Genomic DNA, 18,603 nt, shown 5'->3' on the forward strand with positions numbered 1-18,603 from the left:
AAGGAGCAGGCAAGTCATCACTATGTTGAGCATCAAAAATCTCGAAGCGGGTTACGGCAAGATCCAGGTCCTGCACGGCATTTCCATTGACGTGCCCAGGGGTAAAGTAGTGACGCTGATCGGCTCCAACGGCGCCGGCAAGACGACCACCATGCGGGCGGTCTCGGGCATGATCAAACCGACCGCGGGCAGCATCACGCTGCAGGGCAAGCGCGTCGATGGCCTGGAGTCCTACACCATTGCCAAGCTGGGCCTGGCGCATTCGCCCGAGGGCCGGCGTGTGTTTGCGACCATGAGCGTAACCGACAACCTGACCCTGGGGGCTTTTCCGCGCCTGACCGGCAGCCGTCCCAGGGGCGATGTGGCGGGGGACCTGGAACGCGCGATGGAGCTGTTTCCGCGCCTGAAGGAGCGCCGCAACCAGCTGGCCGGCACGCTGTCGGGCGGCGAGCAGCAAATGCTGGCGATGGCCCGCGCCGTCATGCTGAACCCGGAGATCGTGCTGCTCGACGAGCCCTCGATGGGGCTCGCGCCGATTCTGGTCGAGGAAGTCTTTCGCATCATTGCCAACCTCAAGGCGCGCGGCGTCACCATGCTGCTGGTGGAGCAGTTTGCTGCCGCGGCGCTGCAAGTGGCGGACTACGGCTACGTACTGGAAAACGGCCGCATCTCCGTGCATGGCGAGGCCGAGCGCCTGCGCGACGACCCGGCCGTCAAGGCCGCCTACCTGGGCGCCGGGCACTGAATCCGTTGCCGCGGCAGGCTACTTGACCTTCAGCCCGGCCAGCTTCGGGTCGCTCGGCGGGTAGCGCAGATCCAGCTCGCGCAAGGTGTCGCGCACCACGGTGGCGATCATCAGGTTGCGGTGCGTCTTGGAGTCGGCCGGCACCACGGTCCAGGGCGCCCAGGCCGTGCTGGTGGCGCCCAGCAGCGCCTCGTAGGCCTGCTGGTACGCGGGCCATTGCTTGCGCACTTCCAGGTCCCCCAGGCTGAATTTCCAGTGTTTGGTGGGGTCGTCCACGCGCTCCTGCAGGCGCACGCGCTGCTCCTCATAGCTGATGTGCAGCATGAACTTGAGCAGCACCGTGCCGGTCTCCACCAGCAGGCGCTCGAACTCGTTGATGTGCCGATAGCGCTGATGCGTCTGCTCGGGCGTGATCCAGCCGTTGACCACCGGCACCAGCACCTCTTCGTAGTGGCTGCGGTTGAAAATCATCACCTGGCCCGCGCCGGGCATTTTCTGGTGGATGCGCCACAGGTAGTCGTGCGCGCGTTCTTCCTCGGACGGCACCTTCCAGCCGATGGTGTCGACGCCCAGCGGACTGAGCTGGCCGAACACGCCGCGGATGGTGCCATCCTTGCCTGCGGCGTCGATGCCTTGCAGCACCACCAGCAGCTTGTAGCGCCGGTCGGCGTAAAACAGTTCCTGCAGCGTGTCCAGCTCCAGCGCCAGGGCCTCGACGCGGGCCTTGTCCTGGGCCTTGTCGCCGTCGGAAAAGGGCTGGGCCCTGGGGTCGAAGTCGGAGAGCTTGCAGGGTTTGCCGCTCGCATCAATGCGCGGTTGCCATGGCGCCAGAAGTTTGCCGGCTTTCATGAGGTCAATCGCACCGCAGCCCACATGCCGGCTGTCAGGGGCGCTACAAAAACAAGAGCGTCGGGGGCGCCGGCCAGCGATTGCCAATAAGAATGCATGAATTGCTCCTCAACGTTCTAAACTTATGCTGTAAATCAGGATACCTCCCTGGAGATTGCCATGAAACCCCTGCAGCTTTTCGATCCCGCCTCCAGCACCTACACCTATGTGCTGTTTGACGAGGCCACGCGCGATGCGCTCATCATCGATCCGGTGGACGAGCAGGTCGAGCGCGATCTGGCCGTGCTCAAGCAGTACGGCCTCAAGCTGGTCTGGACGGTGGAGACCCATGCGCATGCCGACCACATCACCAGCGCCGGGCTGCTGGCCGAGCATGCCGGCGCGAAAACGGCCGCGCCGGCGGGCTGCGGCATCCGCACGGCGTCGGTGCAACTGGGGCACGGCGAGGTGCTGCGTTTCGGCGGCGAGGCGATCACCGCACTGCATACGCCCGGCCATACGGCGGGCAGCATGAGCTATCTGTGGAAGACGCCGGGCGGCGACCATGTGTTCACCGGCGACACGCTGCTCATCAACGGCTGCGGGCGCACCGACTTCCAGTCCGGCAGCGCCGCGGATCTGTACCGCAGCCTGACCGAAGTGCTGTTCGCGCTGCCCGATGCCACCACCGTCTGGCCGGCGCACGACTACCAGGGCCGCACGCATTCGACCATTGGCGCCGAGAAGGCCGGCAACGCGCGCGTGGCCGGCAAGACGCTGGCCGAGTTTGTCGCCACCATGGACGCACTGGGCCTGCCCAAACCCAAGCGCATGGACGAGGCCGTGCCGGCGAATCTGAGCTCGGGCCTGCGCCACGACGCCGGTGCGGCGACCCTGGCCCAGCCGGACGCGCCGGACGCGCCGCGTCCCGCGCAAGGCTACGCCGGCGATGTATCGCCGCAGTTGGCCTGCCGCTGGTGGCAGGCGGGCGAGGCCGTGCTGGTGGACGTGCGCACCGATGCCGAACGCGAATGGGTCGGCTTCGTGCCCGGCGCGGTGCCGCTGGCCTGGAAGCAGTGGCCCGGCATGGCCATGAACCCGGCGTTCGATGTCGGCCTCAAGGAAGCCGTGCCGCCGGGCAAGAAGGTGGTGCTCTTGTGCCGCAGCGGCGTGCGCTCGATTGCGGCGGCCAGGCGCGCGACCGAACTGGGCCTGCAGGCCTACAACATTCTGGAAGGCTTCGAGGGCGACCCGGATGAGCAGGCGCACCGCGGCCGCAAGGGCGGCTGGCGCCTGCGCGGCCTGCCGTGGCGGCAGGGCTGATCCTGGTTGCTCCACCGCATCGCGCGCGAACCGCGACGCACGAAACCAGCGCGGCAGATACCAGGGATACCGCGGAACCGGCTTCGCCGGGCCGCTGATATCGCCCCCTTGAGGGGGAAGCGCCGCAGGCGCTTCGGGGGTGTTCTATTTCATTCCTGCACGAAGCGCTTCGGCTGAGCGGCCAGCCAGCGGTGGTAGCAGGTGCTGGCGTGCGGGCTGTGCTCGATGCCGACGGCAAACAGCGCACCCAGCAGCGATTCTTCGCGTCCGATCGGCAGCGCCGGGCCTAGCTCGGGAGCGGTGGTGCGCCCCAGCGCCTGCCCCAGCTCCAGGTCGGCCAGTTTTTTGCCCTTTTGAATCTCGGCGACACCCTGCGAGCTGACCCCGGCGCTGCCCGCGAGCTCGGCCAGTTCGCCCAGGCCGCTGACGGGCTCCAGCTGGAGCCAGCCGACGCGGCCATTGGCATCGCGCCCCAGAATGCCGAACGGCCGGCCGATCACCACGTATTCGACCCAGTGGCTGGCGACGAACTCGGACAGGTCCTGCGCGATCGACGGCACCCGCAGCAGCGCATTCTGGCTCTGCGTCAGCGTGCTGCGCCAGATCTGCGAGTGGCGCCCGCTGGCCGTGGCCTGCATGCGCCTGAGCGTGTCGATCAGGCGGCGCGAGATGTCCGGGGTTTGCTTGGGGATGAATTGTTCGATCAGGCCGCGGTTGAAGGCGTCCACCGCAATCTGCTCGTCCGCCTGGCCGGTCAGCAGCACGCGCAGACCGGGCCAGTCCACCAGCTCACTGAGCGCCTGCAGTCCGTCCATGCCGGGCATGGAGTAGTCGACCACGCACACCTGGGTGAGTGCGTAACGCCGGCTGTGCTCGCCCCAATAACGCAGGATTTGCGAAATCAGGGGTGCCCCGCCCGCGCGCGACTCTTCGATCATCTCCTGCTGCGCCCAGGCGTCGGCTTCCCACAGCGGCGGCTCTTGCTGCAGGTAGTTGATGCAGGTCTGCGGCCGCCGGAACAGGCGCACGTGCCAGTCCTCCGGCATCACCAGCGCCAGCATGTCGAGATAGTCGGGGTCGTCGTCGAGGAACACGATGGTTCCGGGCGATTGGTAGAGGGGAAAGCTCATCGTGATTGGAATGGGCGGTGATTTTTGACAGGTGACATTTTGACGTGTGCCGGTTGTAGCATGGCTGCCTCAGGTCAGCAAGGGCCACTGGCCCGCGCTCGCGGCTCCTCAGCCGCTGGGTACTCGCCGCAGCACGTCCTGCGCCACCTGCTCGTAGGCGCCGGCCAGTTGCAGCACGGCAAAGTCGGCCTGCGGTCTGCCGATAATTTGCAGCCCCATCGGCAGACCCGCGGCGTTGAAACCGGCCGGCACGCTGATGCAGGGAAGGCCCGCGAAGGTCGCGTAGATCACCACCTCCATCCAGCGGTGGTAGGTGTCCATGGCGCCGCTGGCCCCGCCGCTGGCGATGTTTTGCGGCCAGCGCTGGCTCGCCTCGAACGGCCAGACCTGGGCCGTCGGCAGCGCCAGGTAGTCATAGTGTTCGAACAAACCCAGCATCTGCTGGTAAAAAACCGTGCGCTGCACGCTGGCGCCGAGCAGTTGCGAGCCGCTCAGGCCCTGCGCCTGGTCGTATTCCCACAGCGCCTCGGGCTTGATGTGCGCGCGGTTTTTCGCATTCAGCAGGAACGGCGCGATGCGCGAGGCCACCAGCGCGCGCCGCCACACCAGCCAGGCCTGCCACACGGCATCTGGCGGCATGCCCAGCGCCGCGGGCTCAATCTCGCAGCCCACGCCTTTCAGGCGATCCAGCGCCTGTTCGCACAGGGGCAGAATGCCATCCTCCATGGGCAGGTAGCCGCCCAGGTCGGCGAGCCAGCCAATTCTCAAGCCTTGAGGGTCAAAATCAAGCGCAGCCCTGAACTGGTGGCCATTCTGCGCTATTGAAAGAGGAGCGACGGCATCGTAACCGGCCTGCACCGACAGCAGCGGCGCCACGTCACGCACGGTGCGTCCCATGGGTCCTTCGGTGCCGAGCTGCGACACCCAGACGTCCTGCGTCGGCGCCATCGGCACGCGCCCCTGCGAGGGGCGCAGGCCGAATACGTTGGCCCAGGCCGCGGGGTTGCGCAGGCTGCCCATGAAGTCGGAGCCGTCCGCCACCGGCAGCAGGCGCTGTGCCAGCGCCACCGCCGCGCCGCCACTGCTGCCACCGGCCGAGAAACGCGGGTCGTAGGCATTGCGCGTCACGCCGAAGACCTCGTTGAAGGTGTGTGAGCCCAGGCCGAACTCGGGCGTGTTGGTCTTGCCGATCACGATGCAGCCGGCCGCCTTCATGCGCCGCGCCAGCAGGCCGTCTTCCTTCGGCACGAAGTGGCGCATCAGCGGCGAGCCCAGCGTGGTCGGGATGCCGGCCGTGTTGGCCAGATCCTTGATGGCCTGCGGCATGCCATGCATCCAGCCCATGGATTCGCCGCGTGCGAGTTGCAAGTCGCGCGCGTCGGCCTGGCGCAACAGCCCATCGCCATCCTGCAGGCTGACGATGGCGTTGAAGGCCGGATTCACGGCGTCGATGCGCGCCAGGTAGGCCTGCATCACCTCGCGGCACGACACCTGGCGCGCGTGGATGGCCCTGGAGAGCGCGTCGGCCGTGAGCTCGGTGATGTTCATGGCGGGCTTCCAAATAAATCAAAATGAACGAAGCCGCACTTTAGCCGCAAACCCCTTGCGCAATGGGCGTCACCGGTTTGGTGATAATGCGCAAAACACTGGGGACAGCATGACGTTTCTCGCCATCGACGTAGGCAACACGCGGCTCAAGTGGGCACAGTACGACGCTCCGCGTCCCGGCGCCACGCTGCTCGCCCACGGGGCGGAGTTTCTGGAAAACATCGAAAAACTGGCGGAGGGCGCCTGGCGCGACCTGCCCGCGCCGCAGGCCATGCTCGGCTGCATCGTGGCCGGGGACGCCATCAAGCGCAGCGTGCAGGAGCAGATGGAGCTCTGGGACGTGGCGCCGCAATGGGTCGTCTCCAGCAGTTCGGAGGCGGGCCTGATCAACGGCTACGACCATCCCGCGCGGCTCGGCGCCGACCGCTGGGTCGCCATGATCGGCGCACGCCATCGCATGCTGGCGCAGGCCGCATTGCACGCCAGCGCACCGCGGCCGATGGTGGTCGCCATGGTCGGCACGGCCGTGACCGTGGAGGCCATCGACGCCGGCGGCAAGTTTCTGGGCGGGCTGATCCTGCCCGGCCACGGCATCATGCTGCGCGCGCTCGAATCCGGCACTGCCGGGCTGCATGTGCCGACCGGCGAGGTGTGCGAATTTCCCACCAACACCAGCGACGCCCTGACCAGCGGCGGCACCTACGCGATCGCCGGTGCGGTCGAACGCATGATGCAGCACGTACGCCGGCATTGCGGCGCCGAGCCGATGTGTGTGATGACGGGCGGTGCGGGCTGGAAGATGGCACCGAGCATGCAGGGGCCGGTCGAGCTGGTGGATAACCTGATTTTTGACGGTTTGCTGGAAATTGCGGTGAGACGGTTCCCGGCGTCCCTGACAAACCCTGACGCTGCGGTTATTCCCGGGTCCTGATTTGTCATTCCCGGTTCGGCTGTCGTCATTCCCGGCCCCGTGCTTGCCATTCCCGGCTTGACCGGGAATCCACGGTGGTTGGTCGTTGGCGGCCGCCATGGGCGCAGAGCGGCTCGCCCCGGCGGGAGGGAGTCGGGATGTGCGCCCGACGGCGCAGTAACTTTTCTTTGAGTGCCCAAAGAAAAGTCACCAAAAGAAAGGGCAGCCACAGGCACGGCCCCTTCGGGGTGCCTTGCGCTGCTCGGGGCCGGCGGGAAGCGCGCAAACTCGCCCTGCGGGCTCAGACAGCGCGCGCTTCTTGATCCGCTTGCCCCTGCGCTGCTCAGCCGTGCCTGAATGGCGGGGAGCCGAATACCAGTACCGATGCAAATGCGATACCAAATTCAAAGCCGAATTCAAAACCCCACAAGGACGCGCCATGCCGCGTCCTTGTGGGCTTGGATATTCGGTTCTCTGGCCGTCCTCCCGCCGTCATGAGGAGGCGAGTAGCGCAGAGTCGGGCGGATCAGGGGCGCAGATGTTTGAGCGCAGCGAGTTTCTGCGCACCCCGCCCAGCGCGAGCAACGCAGCGTGCCCGCTTCGCGGGCCGACGAATCCGGCTCGCCTTTCTTTTGCTTACTTTGCTTTGGCGAAGCAAAGAAAAGTAAGGCGCCTGCCGGGGCGCCACCCGGCCAGCGGCCCTTGCAAAGGCTATCGCTTCACTATTGTGGATTCCCGGTCAAGCCGGGAATGACAAGAGGATTTGCTACTGATTCAATAGCTGATGGCGTAGACCCCGTAAGGGCTAAAGACAAAAACCATCAAGAACTCAACCCATCCACTGCCCGGAACATCGCCTGCCTCGCCTGGCTGATGATCTGCCCTTTCCACGCATCGGTGTCGGTGTAGAACGCGTCCATCATCTGCTGCTTGATCTGCCGGGCCAACTCGGGCGGCGCATCGCGGTGGACGTTGAGCCAGTGCTCGGCGCGCATGGCGTGCATCACGTCGAGCATGGGCACCGTGCCGTACTCCATGGCGATGCCGGTGTATTCGGCCTGCGGGCATTCCTCGTAGAGGGCGGCCCACATCAGGCCGGTCAGGAACGCCGAAGTGGACGAGCCGTCGTAGATGGACGTCACGTGGGAGGCACCGTCGCTGCCCCACCAGGCGCGCGCGCGCGCGAGCGCCGCTGCATCGTCCTTGCAGGCAAAGATGCGCTCGCCCACGCCGTTCGGGCCCAGGCCGGTGTGGATGTCGATCCAGGCGATGCGCCGGGCCTTTTGGCCATGCGTTTGCAGCACGCGGCGAAAGGTCTGGTTGCTCCAGGTCGGCGCGGTGCCGCCGAAGAACAGGCCGTTGGGGAATTCATGCTGGCCGCCCGAGATGGCGGCCTGGAACGCGTCCATCCCGCGTGTGGCGATGAACTGGCCGATGGCGGCCGCGTTCTCGGGGGACGGCGGCCACTGCTCGGGCAGCAGCAGCGGCGCCAGTTCGCGGTAGCCGGGGTTCGCGGGCAGCGGTTTGCTGAAGTCGTGGAAGTTGCGGTTCAGGTCCACGTTCTCGTGGGTGGCGCGGCGCACGTGCGAAAAGCCGTAGGGGTTGAGCGCGTGCACGTAAAGCACCGCCACGCCCCGGGCCTTGGCCTTGGCGCGCCACTCGGCGTCGTGCAGCGTGAACACCTGCACGCCGCTGCCGCAGTAGCCTTCCACGCCGTGGCAGGCGCTGGTGACGATCAGCAGCTTGTCGGCATCCGCCGGGCCATCGAGCGCCACGTCCATCGCCAGCACCTCGCCATCGCGCCCGGGCAGCGGGTGCCTGTGCGACTCGTTGGGCAGCCCGGCCGTGGCGGCGGCCTCCAGGAACTTGACGCGGGCGGCGGCATAACTGGGCGAGAACGCCTGCACCAGGCCGATCATGCGCCGGCTCCCGTGCGCGGGGTCCCCAGCCATTCTTCGGCGAGCCGCACCCAGTAGGTGGCGCCCAGCGGGATCAGGTCGTCGTTGAAGTCGTAGCTCGGGTTGTGCAGCATGCACGGACCGGCGCCGTGGCCCATCTCGCGGTGCGTGCCATCGCCGTTGGCGATGAAGCAGTAGGCGCCCGGCTTGGCCTGCAGCATGTAGGCGAAATCTTCCGCGCCCATGGTCGGTTCCTGCCCGATCACGTTGTCGGCGCCGACGATGTCCTGCATCACCTTGCGCGCAAATGCGGCCTCGGCGGCGGAGTTGATGGTGGGCGGGTAGTTGCGCACGAACTCGAAGGTGCACGTTGCCTCGTGCGCGGCGCAGGTGTGCTCGGCCACCTGCTTCATGCGCGTCTCGATCAGGTCCAGCACCTCATGGGAGAAGGTGCGCACCGTGCCCTGCAGCTCGCAGCTGTCGGGCACCACGTTGGTGGCCTCGCCGGCGTGAATCATGGTGACCGACAGCACGCCGGCCTCGACCGGCTTCTTGTTGCGGCTGATGATGCTCTGCAAGCCCAGCACCATCTGGCAGGCGATCGGCACCGGGTCGATGCCCATGTACGGCAGTCCGGCGTGGCTGCCCTTGCCGTGGATGGTAATCTTGAACTCGTTGCTCGACGCCATCACCGGCCCGGCGCTCACGGCGAACTTGCCGACGTCGGTGCCCGGCCAGTTGTGCATGCCGAACACCGCCTCCATCGGGAATTTCTCGAACAGGCCGTCCTTGATCATCTCGCGCGCGCCGCCGCCGCCTTCCTCGGCCGGCTGGAAGATCACGTAGACCGTGCCATCGAAGTTGCGGTTTTTCGCAAAATGCTGGGTCGCCGCCAGCAGCATGGCGGTGTGGCCGTCGTGGCCGCAGGCGTGCATCTTGCCGGCGTTCTGGCTGGCGTGGGCGAAGGTGTTGAACTCCTGCATCGGCAGCGCATCCATGTCGGCGCGCAGGCCCACAGATCGATGGCTGGTGCCGTTCTTGATGATGCCGACAATCCCCGTGGTGCCCATGCCGCGGTGCATCGGAATGCCCCACCCGGTCAGTTTCTGCGCCACCACGTCGGCGGTGCGGACCTCCTTGAAGCAGAGTTCGGGGTGCGCGTGGATGTCGCGGCGGATGGCGGCAATGCCGGCCGCCTGCGTAACGATGGAATCGATGATTTTCATGAGAGCTCCTTGTGCTGCGGCTAGTTTAGGCCAGGCCTGCGTCCCGCGCCACCGCGGAAAATCCCGCACAATGGGGCGATGATTTCAACCCACGCCCTGGCACTTGCGCAAACGCTGGTGCGCATGAACACCGTCAGCCGCAACTCGAATCTGGAGCTGATTCATTTCATCCGCGATCAGCTGCTGCAGCTGGGCGTGAAAAGCCGCCTGACCTACAACGCCGACAAAACCAAGGCCAATTTGTTCGCGACCCTGGGCGAGGGCAAGCCGGCTGGCGTGATCCTGTCCGGCCATACCGACACCGTGCCGTGGGACGGGCAGGACTGGACGCTCGATCCGCTGGGCGCCGTCGTCAAAGACGGGCGGCTGTACGGGCGCGGCAGCGCCGACATGAAAAGTTTCATCGCCATCGCGCTGGCCCATGCCCAGGCGTTCCTGGAGAGTGCGGCGCCGTTTGCGATTCACTTTGCGTTCAGTTACGACGAGGAAGTGGGCTGCTTCGGCGTGCGCGAACTGATCGCCGACATGAAGGACGCCGGCGTCAAGCCGCTGGCCTGCATCATCGGCGAGCCCACCGGCATGGTGCCGGCCATCGCGCACAAGGGCGTGTACCGCTACAAATGCTGCGTGCGCGGCAAGGAGGCGCATTCGTCGCTGACGCCGCAGTCGGTGAACGCGATCGAGATGGCGGCGCGCCTGGTCGGCAAGCTGCGCAACATGGCCGAGGGCTTCGAGCGCCACGAGCCGCGCTACGAGGGCTTCGATGTGCCGTTCAGTACCGCCAGCGTGGGCCAGTTCCACGGCGGCATCGCCGACAACGTGGTGCCGCGCGACGCCGAGTTCCGCTACGAATTCCGCGACCTGCCCACCGCCGATGCGACTGTCATGCAAAAAGAGGTGCTAGCCCATGCCCTGTCTCTGCAGTCTGCTATGAAAAGCATAGCTCCCGAGGCGGGCTTCAGCTTCGAGACGATTTGCGAAGTCCCGAGCTTCCTGGGCTCGGCGCAGGACCCCGTGACGCGGCTCGCGCTGCGCCTGTCGGGCGAGCCGCGCACCACGCTGGTGGCGTTCGGCACGGAAGCGGGCATTTTCAAGAACTCGGGCATTCCCACCGTGGTGTGCGGCCCGGGCAGCATTGTCCAGGCGCATCAGAGCGACGAATACGTGAGCCTGGAGCAGCTGGCGCGCTGCGAGGCCTTCATGCAGGGGTTGGCCGCCTCGCCCGCGCTGGCCTGACGGCGCGGCATCGGGCGCAGGCGGTTCAGGTCCGCACGTGGCCGTCGCCGGTCAGCATGGAGAGCTCGACAAAATGGGACGCCGCATGGTCGCTGGCGTCGAACATCACATCGAAGCCCCCATAGGAGCGCCCGCCCAGCGACTCCAGGCCGGCGATCAGCGCCTCACGGCTCGGGCCGCGCGCATTGCGCAGGCCATCGCTGAACACGCGCGCGGCCAGATAGCCTTCCATGCTGGAGAAGTTGGCCTGCACCTTGCCGCCGCCCTTTCTGATCGCCTCCGCAAATTCCCGCGAGATCGGGCGCGATGCGGTGTACGGCGACGGCACCACCTGGGACACGACCACGCCGGCGCCGTCCTTGCCGAGCTCATCGGCCAGCGCCTGGGTGCCGACGAACGACACGTTGTAGAAGGTACCGCCGTAGCCCGCCTTGCGCGCGGCCCGGATAAAGGCCGCGCAGCCCTTGTAGGCACCGATCTGCACGATGGCATTGGGCGCTGCGGCCACCAGGGTTTTCACGGCGGCGGCCACGTCGACCGAGTTGCGCTCCACCGTGGCGCGCGCTACCGGCTGCAGCTGCTGGCTGGCCAGCGCCAGCGTCACGCCGCTCAGCCCGGCCTGGCCGTAGGCATCGTTCTGGTAGAACACCCCGATCTTCTTGAGCCCGAGGTAGGTGAGCTGCTTGACGATCAGCGCGGTCTCGTCGTTGTACGAAGCGCGCACGTGAAATGCGTAGCGGTTGAACGGCTGGCGCAGGCCCATCGAGCCGCTGAACGGCGCAAAGAACGGCATCCTGGCCTTGGTGAACAGCGGCAGCGCGGCCAGGCTGGTGGGCGTGCCGACGTAGCCGAACAGGGCCAGCACGTCGTCGTCGATCAGCTTGCGCGTATTCGCCACGCAGCGGTCGGGCTCGTAGCCATCGTCGAGCGTGCGGATCTCGATCTGGCGGTTGGCCACACCGCCCTGCGCGTTGAGCTGGTCGAAATGCAGCTTGGCGCCCTGGTAGAACTGGATGCCCAACTGGGCCGCCGGCCCGGTGAAGGCGGCCGACTGGCCCAGGATGATCTTGTCGCCCTGCGCGCGTGCGCTATTGAAGTTGGCCAGCAAGGCCGCGCCGGACAGCACCGAAAAGTGCCGGCGATTGAGTTTTGGATGGGTCATGATGAAATGGAGGGCGCTGCTTGTGGGGTTGAATGGCGCCCCCGCATATTGGAGGCTTGTCTCATGAATGGTGCCACCGGCATTTACCCTAAAACTTTCGTCGCCATGCCTTCGCGACAGCGGGGCCGCGCGCCCTGCACGCGTGGCATGGCGGCGTGAGGCGAGGGATCGTCATGGCAGGGATTGCGGGGCTTGTGGCCATCGTGGCGGCCACGCTGAGCCTCTCGGGTTGCGCCGACCTGGGCTACTACTGGCAGTCGGTCAGCGGCCATGTCAGCCTGATGGAGGCGGCGCGCCCGGTGAACGACTGGCTGGCCGACAGCCACACGCCGGAAAAGCTCAAGGAGCGGCTGGAACTCAGCCAGCGCATCCGCCGCTTTGCCGTGACCGAGCTGGACGAGCCCGACAACGCCAGCTACCACCGCTATGCCGACCTGCACCGCAGCGCGGCGGTCTGGAACGTGGTGGCCGCGCCCGAGTTCTCGCTCACGCTCAAGACCTGGTGCTTCCCGGTCGCGGGCTGTGTCGGCTACCGCGGCTACTTCAACGAGGCCGCGGCGCGGCGCGAGGCGGCGCGGCTCAAGGCGCAGGGGCTGGAGGTCAGCGTGTACGGCGTGCCCGCGTATTCCACGCTGGGCTGGATGAACTGGGCCGGCGGCGATCCGCTGCTGAGCACCTTCATCAACTACCCCGAAGGCGAGCTGGCCCGCATCATCTTTCACGAACTGGCGCACCAGGTGCTGTACGTCCCGGGGGACACCGTCTTCAACGAGTCGTATGCGACGGCGGTCGAGCGGCTGGGCAGCGCGCGCTGGCTGGCGGAAAAAGCCTCGCCCGCGGCGCGCGACGAGTACGCCCGCTTCGATGCGCGGCGCCGGCAGTTTCGTGCGCTGACGCAGGCCACGCGCCGCCAGCTCGCCGCCATTTATAAGGAAAATGAGGCCACAGCCCTTGACAGATCTGCACTGTTAGCTATGAAAAATAGAGCGCTGCAGGAATTCCGGGATAGCTATGCAAAGCTCAAGGCGTCGTGGGGCGGCTACGCGGGCTACGACGCGTGGGTGGCCGGCGCCAACAACGCCTCGTTCGGTGCCCTGGCCGCCTACGACGAGCTGGTGCCCGCCTTCGAGGCGCTGTTCAAACGCGAGGGCGGCAACTGGCCGCGGTTTTATGATGCGGTCAAACGGCTCGCGGCGCTGCCAAAAGACGAACGAATCAAGGCCCTGGAACCCAACGGGCCGCTTCATGGGGAGAGCAACGGTGGCTGACATTCATATTCAACGAGAGCATGTCCTCGGGCTGCCCGCCGCGCGCAAGATCGCGTTCAGATGGGCCGAGCAGGTTGAACAGGAATTCGGCATGGCGTGCACCTACGAGGAAGGCAAGACCAGCGATGAAGTGTGCTTTACCCGCAGCGGGGTCAACGGCACGCTCAAGGTCAGCCGGGACCGCTTCGAACTCGAGGCCCGACTGGGTTTCCTGCTGGGCACCTTCAAGGACACGATCGAGCGCGAGATCGTGAAGAACCTCGATGCGCTGCTGGTCGTCAAGCCGGCCGCCAAAAAAACGGCCAGGAAGAAATGACGACCACCGGCGGTTCCTCGAGCGCGGCAGCGCCTGCTGCCTCAGCTGGGCCGCTGGCCGGCTTGAAGGTGATCGAGCTGGGCCAGCTGATCGCGGGCCCGTTCGCCGCCAAAACCCTGGCCGACTTTGGCGCCGACGTCATCAAGATCGAGCCGCCCGCCGACCCGAAGCGTCCGCAGGCTGGCGGGGGCGATCCGCTGCGCCGCTGGCGGCTGCTCAAGGACGGCACCTCGGTCTGGTGGCAGGTGCAGTCGCGCAACAAGCGCTCGCTCGCGCTGGACCTCAAAGACCCGCGGGCGCAGGCCCTTGTGCGCCAGCTGGTCCAGGATGCCGACGTGCTGGTCGAGAACTTCCGCCCCGGTGCCATGGAAGGCTGGGGCCTGGGGCCCGACGCGCTGCTCGCGCTGAATCCGCGCCTGGTCATGCTGCGCATCAGCGGCTACGGCCAGAGCGGTCCCTACCGCGACAAGCCCGGCTTTGGCGTGGTGGCCGAGGCCATGGGCGGCCTGCGCCACCTGAGCGCCGAGCCGGGCCGCGTGCCGGTGCGCGTCGGGGTCAGCATCGGCGACACGCTGGCCGCGCTGCATGGCGTGATCGGCGTCCTGCTCGCGCTGCACGAGCGCCACGTCTCGGGCCAGGGGCAGGTGATCGACGTGGCGCTGTACGAGGCGGTGTTCAACTGCATGGAAAGCCTGCTGCCCGAGTACAGCGCGTTCGGCGCCGTGCGCGGGCCCGGCGGCAGCGCGTTGCCGGGCATTGCGCCGAGCAATGCCTACCGTTGCAAGGATGAAGCCGCGTCGGCCGCCAGCGCCGGGCCGCCCCAAGCAAGGCCAGTCCCCTCGGGGGGCAGCGAACCACGCGAAGCGGGGAGCGTCGGGGCCTACGTCCTGATCGCGGGCAACGGCGACAGCATCTTCAGGCGCCTGATGACGGCCATCGGGCGCGCCGACCTCGGTGCCGATCCGGCGCTGGCCGACAACGTGGGCCGCGTGGCGCGAGTGCAGGAGATCGATGCCGCCATCGGCGCCTGGACGGCGCAGCATTCGGTGGCCGAGGTGCTGGCCGCGCTCGACCAGGCCCAGGTGCCGGCCGGGCGCATCTACACCGTGGCCGACATTGCGGCCGATCCGCATTACCGCGCGCGCGGCATGCTGGAGGAGGTGCGCATGGACGATGGCAGCCTGCTGGCGCTGCCCGGCATCGTGCCCAAGCTCTCGCGCACGCCGGGTGCGCACCGCCGCAACGCGCCCGCGCTGGGGCAGGACACAGACGCGGTGCTGCGCAGCATGGGCTTGTCAACCGCGCAGATCCAGGCGCTCAAGGACCAGGGCATCGTGGCCGGCTCGGCGTAGCTCACAAAAACACGAGCCGCTATTGATTCAATAGCGGCTCGTGCGGATGCATTAAGGGCTACAGCCCGTTTTCATTGAAATTCAGCTGAGCGACCCGATCAGGTCGATGTACTGCTGCATGGCGTCGTTGGGGGCCGTGCCCTTGAGGCCGTTCCACGCATCCCATTTGGCGCGGCCCACCATGTCGCCGAAGCCGGGCTTCTTCTCGCTGTTGTCGCCCACGCTGGCCTGCTTGTACAGCGCGTAGAGCTTGAGCAGCGTGGCGTTGTCGGGGCGCTCGGTCAATTTCCTGGAATTGGCAACAGCGGCTTCGAATGCGGCTTTCAGGTCGGCCATGGCATGCTCCTTCGGGTCGTGGGGTGGGGTAAAACATCTACCGCTGGGGGTTACTGCGCGGTATCTTACGGGCAACCATAACCCAAAGAACGGTGGAGATCCCATGGTCACCCGCATCGTCAATACTGAGGCGGCGAAAAAAGCCACGCGCAAGACCGCCCGCGTCGTGCAGAAAAACGTGGGCCGGGCCGCCAGCGGCATGCTGGGCCTGTCGGGCGAGCGCATGAGCAAGGTCGACACCGCCTGGCTGCGCATGGACTCGCCCAGCAACCTGATGATGATCGTGGGCATCTGGGTGCTGCGCCCCGGCATCACGCATGACGCACTGTGTGCGCGCATCGAGGAGCGGCTCTTGAAGTACCCCCGTTTCACCCAGCGCGTCGTCGAAGACGCGGCCGGCGCCACCTGGGTCGTGGACCGCGACTTCGACATGGCCCATCACGTGGTGCTCGAACAACTGCCCAAAAAGCCCAGGGGGCATGAGCAGGAGGCGCTGCAGGATCGGGTCGCAGAGCTGGCCATGCAGCCACTGGACCACAAACATCCGCTATGGCAGTTTCATCTGGTGCCACATTACCAGGGCGGCTCGGCGCTGGTGGTGCGCATCCACCATTGCATTGCCGACGGCATTGCGCTGATCTCGGTGACCCAGTCGCTGGTCGACGGCGGCGCGGCGCCGCCCGGGCACAAGGCCAAAGCCACCCCACGCAGCGGACTGGAAGGCGCCGAGGACTGGCTCACCGACCACCTGATCAAGCCGTTCACCAGCCTGGCCGTGCAGGCGCTGGGCCGCGCCGGCGACGGTGCGGTCCGATCCATGGAGCTGCTGCGCGAGCCGCAAAAAGGCCTGAGCGACACGCTGGACGCGGCCAGGATGGCCTGCCAGGTGGCCAGCGACCTGGCGGCGCTGGCGCTCATGCCCGACGATTCCAGGACCCGGCTCAAGGGCCAGCCCGGCACCACCAAACGCGTGGCCTGGTGCGCGCCGATTCCGCTGGAGGAGGTCAAGGCCGTCGGCAAGGCCCTCAACTGTTCCATCAACGATGTGCTGCTGAGCTGCGTGGCCGGCGCCATCGGCGAATACCTCAGGGCCAAGGGCGACGACGTCGCGGGCCAGGAGATCCGCGCCATGGTGCCGGTCAACCTGCGTCCGATCGAGCAGGCCTACAAGCTGGGCAACCGCTTCGGGCTGGCGCCGCTGGTGCTGCCGATCGGTTTGGACAATCCCGTCGAGCGCATCTACGAAGTGCGCCGGCGCATGGGCCAGATGAAGGGCAGCTACCAGCCGCTGCTGGCGTTCGGCATGCTGGCGGTCGCAGGGCTGCTGGTCAAACCGGCCCAGGACGCCCTGCTCAACCTGTTCGGCAAGAAGACCACGGCCGTCATGACCAATGTGCCGGGCCCGAAAGACAAGCTCAAGTTCTGCGGCGCCACCATCGAGCAGAACATGTTCTGGGTGCCGCAGTCGGGCTCGGTCGGGCTCGGCGTGTCGATTCTGAGCTACGGCGGCGGTGTGCAGTTCGGCGTCATCACCGACGCCACCCTGTGCCCCGACCCGCAGGCCATCATCGACGAGTTCGAGCCCGAATTCGCCAAGCTCTCGATGGTGACGCTGATGCTGCCTTGGGAGGAGTGAATTCTTGTCATTCCCGGCTTGACCGGTAATCCACCGTGGTGATCGGCGGAGAGTGGATTCCCGCCTTTCGCGGGAATGACGGGGCTTTGCGGGAATGGCATAGGCTCCGTCAATCCTCCAGCTCGGCCTTCGCCATCTCCACGTCCAGCCGCTCCATCGCATCCAGCGGCTTGCTGGCAGCCGCCTGCTCATACAGCCTGGTGGCTTCCTTCATCTTCTTGTCGCCCTCCAACATGACCATGCCGTTGGCGTACTCGATCATCGCAATGGCCGAGCCCGGGTTCAGCTTGAGCGCTTCCTGGAACAGCTTCAGGCCGGTGTCCTTTTTCGCGCCATAGGTCATGCCGCCGATCAGCGAGCCGACCTTGTCGATCACCTCGGCGTGGAACGAGCCCAGCGCAATGTGGGCGTCGGCGTGTTTGGGCTGCAGCTTGATGGTCTGTTCCAGCGCCGCCTTGACCTTGCCGCCCAGGCCTTGTGCCAGCGCCTTCGCCACGCTGATGCCCTGGCTGTAGCGGCCCAGCGCGTAGGCCTGCCAGTACCAGGCGTTGGCGTTCTTGGGCTCGGCGGCGGCCTGGGCCTCGGCCCGCCCGGCGACTTCCATGAACAGGTCCAGTTTGGTTTTTTCTTTTTTCTCGAGGTAGTTGGCGTAGATGCAGGTGGCCTTGTTCGCCACGGTGATGCCGGCGCCTCCGGCCTTCAGGCCGGCTTCGGCGGCCTTCTGGAATTCGCCGTTGTGGAACAGGACCCAGGCGGCCAGCACCTTGGCGTCCGGGGGCAGCGGCTCGCTGTCGCCAGCATGCAGGCGCGCCCAGTTCTTCTTGACGCTGGCGGCGTCGAAGTCATAGTCGCCCGCGTGGGGGAATGCAGTCCATTTGGCCATCATCATCTCCTTGTCAATTGTCGTTCTTGTCATACGCCCCGACCAGGCTCAGCAGGTGCATGCGCTGCCCCGGCTCCAGGTAGGGGACCAGCAAATTCAGCACGTGGTGCGCGCCACGCAGCAGCGCCATCTGCGCATGCTCGGGCTCCAGCGCCTTGCGCGGGTCGCGCACGTATTCGAAGCTCAGCCAGTAGGTCAGCACCACCACCATGCTGGTGGCCGTGGCCTCCACCTCACGTGAATCGATGCTGACCACACCGGCGCGGCTCATGCCGTCCAGCATGGTGGTGACGGCCCGGGTCTTGTTTTTCAGCACCCACTGGAAGTGGGTCTCCAGCCGGCGGTTCTTGCTCAGCAGGTCGTTCAGGTCGCGGTACAGGAAACGGTACTGCCAGATCAGCTCGAACAGCGTGTGCATGAAGAACCAGGCGTCCTCCACGTCGCGCACGCCGTCGCTGGCGTTCAGCAGTTCGCCCAGTGCCCGCTCGTAGCGATCGAACAGCGAGTTGATCAGCTCGTCCTTGGCCGGGTAGTGGTAGTACAGGTTGCCGGGGCTGATGTTCAACTCGGCCGAGATCAGCGTGGTCGAGACATTGGGTTCGCCGAACCGGTTGAACAGCTCGAGCGTGACCTCCAGAATGCGCTCTGCGGTGCGGCGTGGCGCCTTTTTCGCCATGAATGTCTATCCCTTTTTTGTGCTTTTACTCTAACTGGGTCCCTTCAATGGAGTCCTGAAGAAGGGCAGAGTCAATCAGTGTAGGGCGCCGACGGGCAGGAAAATGTTGCATTGCAGCAGAGCAGCAGGA

Annotated in this window: 17 protein-coding genes and 1 pseudogene; 9 read left to right on the top strand and 9 right to left on the bottom strand. The window is 66.4% G+C overall.

The genetic code is table 11. The annotated features are described in order from the left end of the window. Window positions 1-22: 22 nt before the first annotated feature. Entirely contained in the window at window positions 23-745 is a 723-nt protein-coding gene (locus B0E49_RS17575) for an ABC transporter ATP-binding protein (RefSeq protein ID WP_077563769.1), read from the top strand. Between the two features lie 18 nt (window positions 746-763). Here the strand turns inward: B0E49_RS17575 and B0E49_RS17580 are convergent, their stop codons facing one another. After that, entirely contained in the window at window positions 764-1,594 is an 831-nt protein-coding gene (locus B0E49_RS17580) for a PPK2 family polyphosphate kinase (protein WP_077564185.1), read from the bottom strand. 159 nt (window positions 1,595-1,753) lie between these two features. On the opposite strand from B0E49_RS17580, the pseudogene B0E49_RS20965 reads away from it, so the two are divergent. Further along, window positions 1,754-2,266: pseudogene (locus B0E49_RS20965) on the top strand (MBL fold metallo-hydrolase); the annotation flags it as partial. Between the two features lie 201 nt (window positions 2,267-2,467). Then, entirely contained in the window at window positions 2,468-2,896 is a 429-nt protein-coding gene (locus tag B0E49_RS20970; RefSeq protein ID WP_286138131.1) for a rhodanese-like domain-containing protein, read from the top strand. Window positions 2,897-3,045: 149 nt separating this feature from the next. Here the strand turns inward: B0E49_RS20970 and B0E49_RS17590 are convergent, their stop codons facing one another. Together B0E49_RS17590 and B0E49_RS17595 are read right to left on the bottom strand one after the other, a co-directional pair. Continuing rightward, on the bottom strand, window positions 3,046-4,026 hold the full coding sequence (locus B0E49_RS17590) for a response regulator (RefSeq protein ID WP_077563773.1): 981 nt from the start codon (window positions 4,024-4,026) through the stop codon (window positions 3,046-3,048). 108 nt (window positions 4,027-4,134) lie between these two features. Continuing rightward, the gene (locus tag B0E49_RS17595; RefSeq protein ID WP_077563775.1) at window positions 4,135-5,574 is read right to left on the bottom strand and encodes an amidase; all 1,440 of its coding nucleotides are present in this window, start codon (window positions 5,572-5,574) and stop codon (window positions 4,135-4,137) included. Window positions 5,575-5,683: 109 nt separating this feature from the next. Here B0E49_RS17595 and B0E49_RS17600 point away from each other — a divergent pair, with 109 nt between their 5' ends. Next, window positions 5,684-6,505 carry a type III pantothenate kinase gene (locus B0E49_RS17600; protein ID WP_077563777.1) on the top strand — a complete coding sequence of 274 codons (822 nt, stop codon included), beginning with the start codon at window positions 5,684-5,686 and terminating at the stop codon, window positions 6,503-6,505. Window positions 6,506-7,305: 800 nt separating this feature from the next. Here B0E49_RS17600 and B0E49_RS17605 read toward each other — a convergent pair. Then, window positions 7,306-8,403 (bottom strand): M14 family metallopeptidase, encoded by a 1,098-nt coding sequence (locus tag B0E49_RS17605; RefSeq protein ID WP_077563779.1) that lies wholly within the window; start codon window positions 8,401-8,403, stop codon window positions 7,306-7,308. Then, window positions 8,400-9,608, bottom strand: a complete 1,209-nt coding sequence (locus tag B0E49_RS17610) for a M20 aminoacylase family protein (protein ID WP_077563781.1) — start codon at window positions 9,606-9,608, stop codon at window positions 8,400-8,402. Before B0E49_RS17610 ends, B0E49_RS17605 begins: the two co-directional genes overlap by 4 nt. Before the next feature lie 78 nt (window positions 9,609-9,686). On the opposite strand from B0E49_RS17610, the gene argE reads away from it, so the two are divergent. Continuing rightward, window positions 9,687-10,844, top strand: a complete 1,158-nt coding sequence (gene argE / locus B0E49_RS17615; RefSeq protein ID WP_077563783.1) for an acetylornithine deacetylase — start codon at window positions 9,687-9,689, stop codon at window positions 10,842-10,844. Between the two features lie 25 nt (window positions 10,845-10,869). Here argE and B0E49_RS17620 read toward each other — a convergent pair whose 3' ends face one another. Beyond that, window positions 10,870-12,006 (bottom strand): ABC transporter substrate-binding protein, encoded by a 1,137-nt coding sequence (locus B0E49_RS17620; RefSeq protein ID WP_077563785.1) that lies wholly within the window; start codon window positions 12,004-12,006, stop codon window positions 10,870-10,872. Window positions 12,007-12,179: 173 nt separating this feature from the next. Between B0E49_RS17620 and B0E49_RS17625 the strand changes: the two genes are divergently transcribed. The 3 genes from B0E49_RS17625 to B0E49_RS17635 are packed head-to-tail and all read left to right on the top strand — an operon-like array spanning window position 12,180 to window position 14,942. Then, on the top strand, window positions 12,180-13,274 hold the full coding sequence (locus tag B0E49_RS17625) for an aminopeptidase (RefSeq protein WP_077563787.1): 1,095 nt from the start codon (window positions 12,180-12,182) through the stop codon (window positions 13,272-13,274). Continuing rightward, window positions 13,267-13,590, top strand: a complete 324-nt coding sequence (locus B0E49_RS17630) for a polyhydroxyalkanoic acid system family protein (RefSeq protein ID WP_077563788.1) — start codon at window positions 13,267-13,269, stop codon at window positions 13,588-13,590. Before B0E49_RS17625 ends, B0E49_RS17630 begins: the two co-directional genes overlap by 8 nt. Further along, complete coding sequence (locus B0E49_RS17635) at window positions 13,587-14,942, top strand: CaiB/BaiF CoA transferase family protein (RefSeq protein WP_077563790.1); 1,356 nt, start codon at window positions 13,587-13,589, stop codon at window positions 14,940-14,942. Before B0E49_RS17630 ends, B0E49_RS17635 begins: the two co-directional genes overlap by 4 nt. 81 nt (window positions 14,943-15,023) lie before the next feature. Here the strand turns inward: B0E49_RS17635 and B0E49_RS17640 are convergent, their stop codons facing one another. Beyond that, the gene (locus B0E49_RS17640) at window positions 15,024-15,278 is read right to left on the bottom strand and encodes an acyl-CoA-binding protein (RefSeq protein WP_077563792.1); all 255 of its coding nucleotides are present in this window, start codon (window positions 15,276-15,278) and stop codon (window positions 15,024-15,026) included. 103 nt (window positions 15,279-15,381) lie between these two features. Here B0E49_RS17640 and B0E49_RS17645 point away from each other — a divergent pair, with 103 nt between their 5' ends. Further along, on the top strand, window positions 15,382-16,914 hold the full coding sequence (locus B0E49_RS17645; RefSeq protein ID WP_077563794.1) for a wax ester/triacylglycerol synthase family O-acyltransferase: 1,533 nt from the start codon (window positions 15,382-15,384) through the stop codon (window positions 16,912-16,914). A 109-nt stretch (window positions 16,915-17,023) separates the two neighbouring features. Here the strand turns inward: B0E49_RS17645 and B0E49_RS17650 are convergent, their stop codons facing one another. Further along, window positions 17,024-17,797 carry a tetratricopeptide repeat protein gene (locus B0E49_RS17650; RefSeq protein WP_077564187.1) on the bottom strand — a complete coding sequence of 258 codons (774 nt, stop codon included), beginning with the start codon at window positions 17,795-17,797 and terminating at the stop codon, window positions 17,024-17,026. A gap of 13 nt (window positions 17,798-17,810) precedes the next feature. Continuing rightward, complete coding sequence (locus tag B0E49_RS17655) at window positions 17,811-18,473, bottom strand: TetR/AcrR family transcriptional regulator (RefSeq protein WP_077563796.1); 663 nt, start codon at window positions 18,471-18,473, stop codon at window positions 17,811-17,813. Window positions 18,474-18,603 lie beyond the last annotated feature (130 nt).

Source organism: Polaromonas sp. C04 (assembly GCF_002002705.1).
GTDB lineage: Bacteria > Pseudomonadota > Gammaproteobacteria > Burkholderiales > Burkholderiaceae_C > Rhodoferax_A.

Coding starts and splice junctions, on each gene's coding strand:
- B0E49_RS17575 (WP_077563769.1), top strand. CDS start 23: ATGTTGAGCATCAAAAATCTCGAAGCGGGTTACGGCAAGATCCAGGTC.
- B0E49_RS17580 (WP_077564185.1), bottom strand. CDS start 1,594: ATGAAAGCCGGCAAACTTCTGGCGCCATGGCAACCGCGCATTGATGCG.
- B0E49_RS17590 (WP_077563773.1), bottom strand. CDS start 4,026: ATGAGCTTTCCCCTCTACCAATCGCCCGGAACCATCGTGTTCCTCGAC.
- B0E49_RS17595 (WP_077563775.1), bottom strand. CDS start 5,574: ATGAACATCACCGAGCTCACGGCCGACGCGCTCTCCAGGGCCATCCAC.
- B0E49_RS17600 (WP_077563777.1), top strand. CDS start 5,684: ATGACGTTTCTCGCCATCGACGTAGGCAACACGCGGCTCAAGTGGGCA.
- B0E49_RS17605 (WP_077563779.1), bottom strand. CDS start 8,403: ATGATCGGCCTGGTGCAGGCGTTCTCGCCCAGTTATGCCGCCGCCCGC.
- B0E49_RS17610 (WP_077563781.1), bottom strand. CDS start 9,608: ATGAAAATCATCGATTCCATCGTTACGCAGGCGGCCGGCATTGCCGCC.
- argE (WP_077563783.1), top strand. CDS start 9,687: ATGATTTCAACCCACGCCCTGGCACTTGCGCAAACGCTGGTGCGCATG.
- B0E49_RS17620 (WP_077563785.1), bottom strand. CDS start 12,006: ATGACCCATCCAAAACTCAATCGCCGGCACTTTTCGGTGCTGTCCGGC.
- B0E49_RS17625 (WP_077563787.1), top strand. CDS start 12,180: ATGGCAGGGATTGCGGGGCTTGTGGCCATCGTGGCGGCCACGCTGAGC.
- B0E49_RS17635 (WP_077563790.1), top strand. CDS start 13,587: ATGACGACCACCGGCGGTTCCTCGAGCGCGGCAGCGCCTGCTGCCTCA.
- B0E49_RS17640 (WP_077563792.1), bottom strand. CDS start 15,278: ATGGCCGACCTGAAAGCCGCATTCGAAGCCGCTGTTGCCAATTCCAGG.
- B0E49_RS17645 (WP_077563794.1), top strand. CDS start 15,382: ATGGTCACCCGCATCGTCAATACTGAGGCGGCGAAAAAAGCCACGCGC.
- B0E49_RS17650 (WP_077564187.1), bottom strand. CDS start 17,797: ATGGCCAAATGGACTGCATTCCCCCACGCGGGCGACTATGACTTCGAC.
- B0E49_RS17655 (WP_077563796.1), bottom strand. CDS start 18,473: ATGGCGAAAAAGGCGCCACGCCGCACCGCAGAGCGCATTCTGGAGGTC.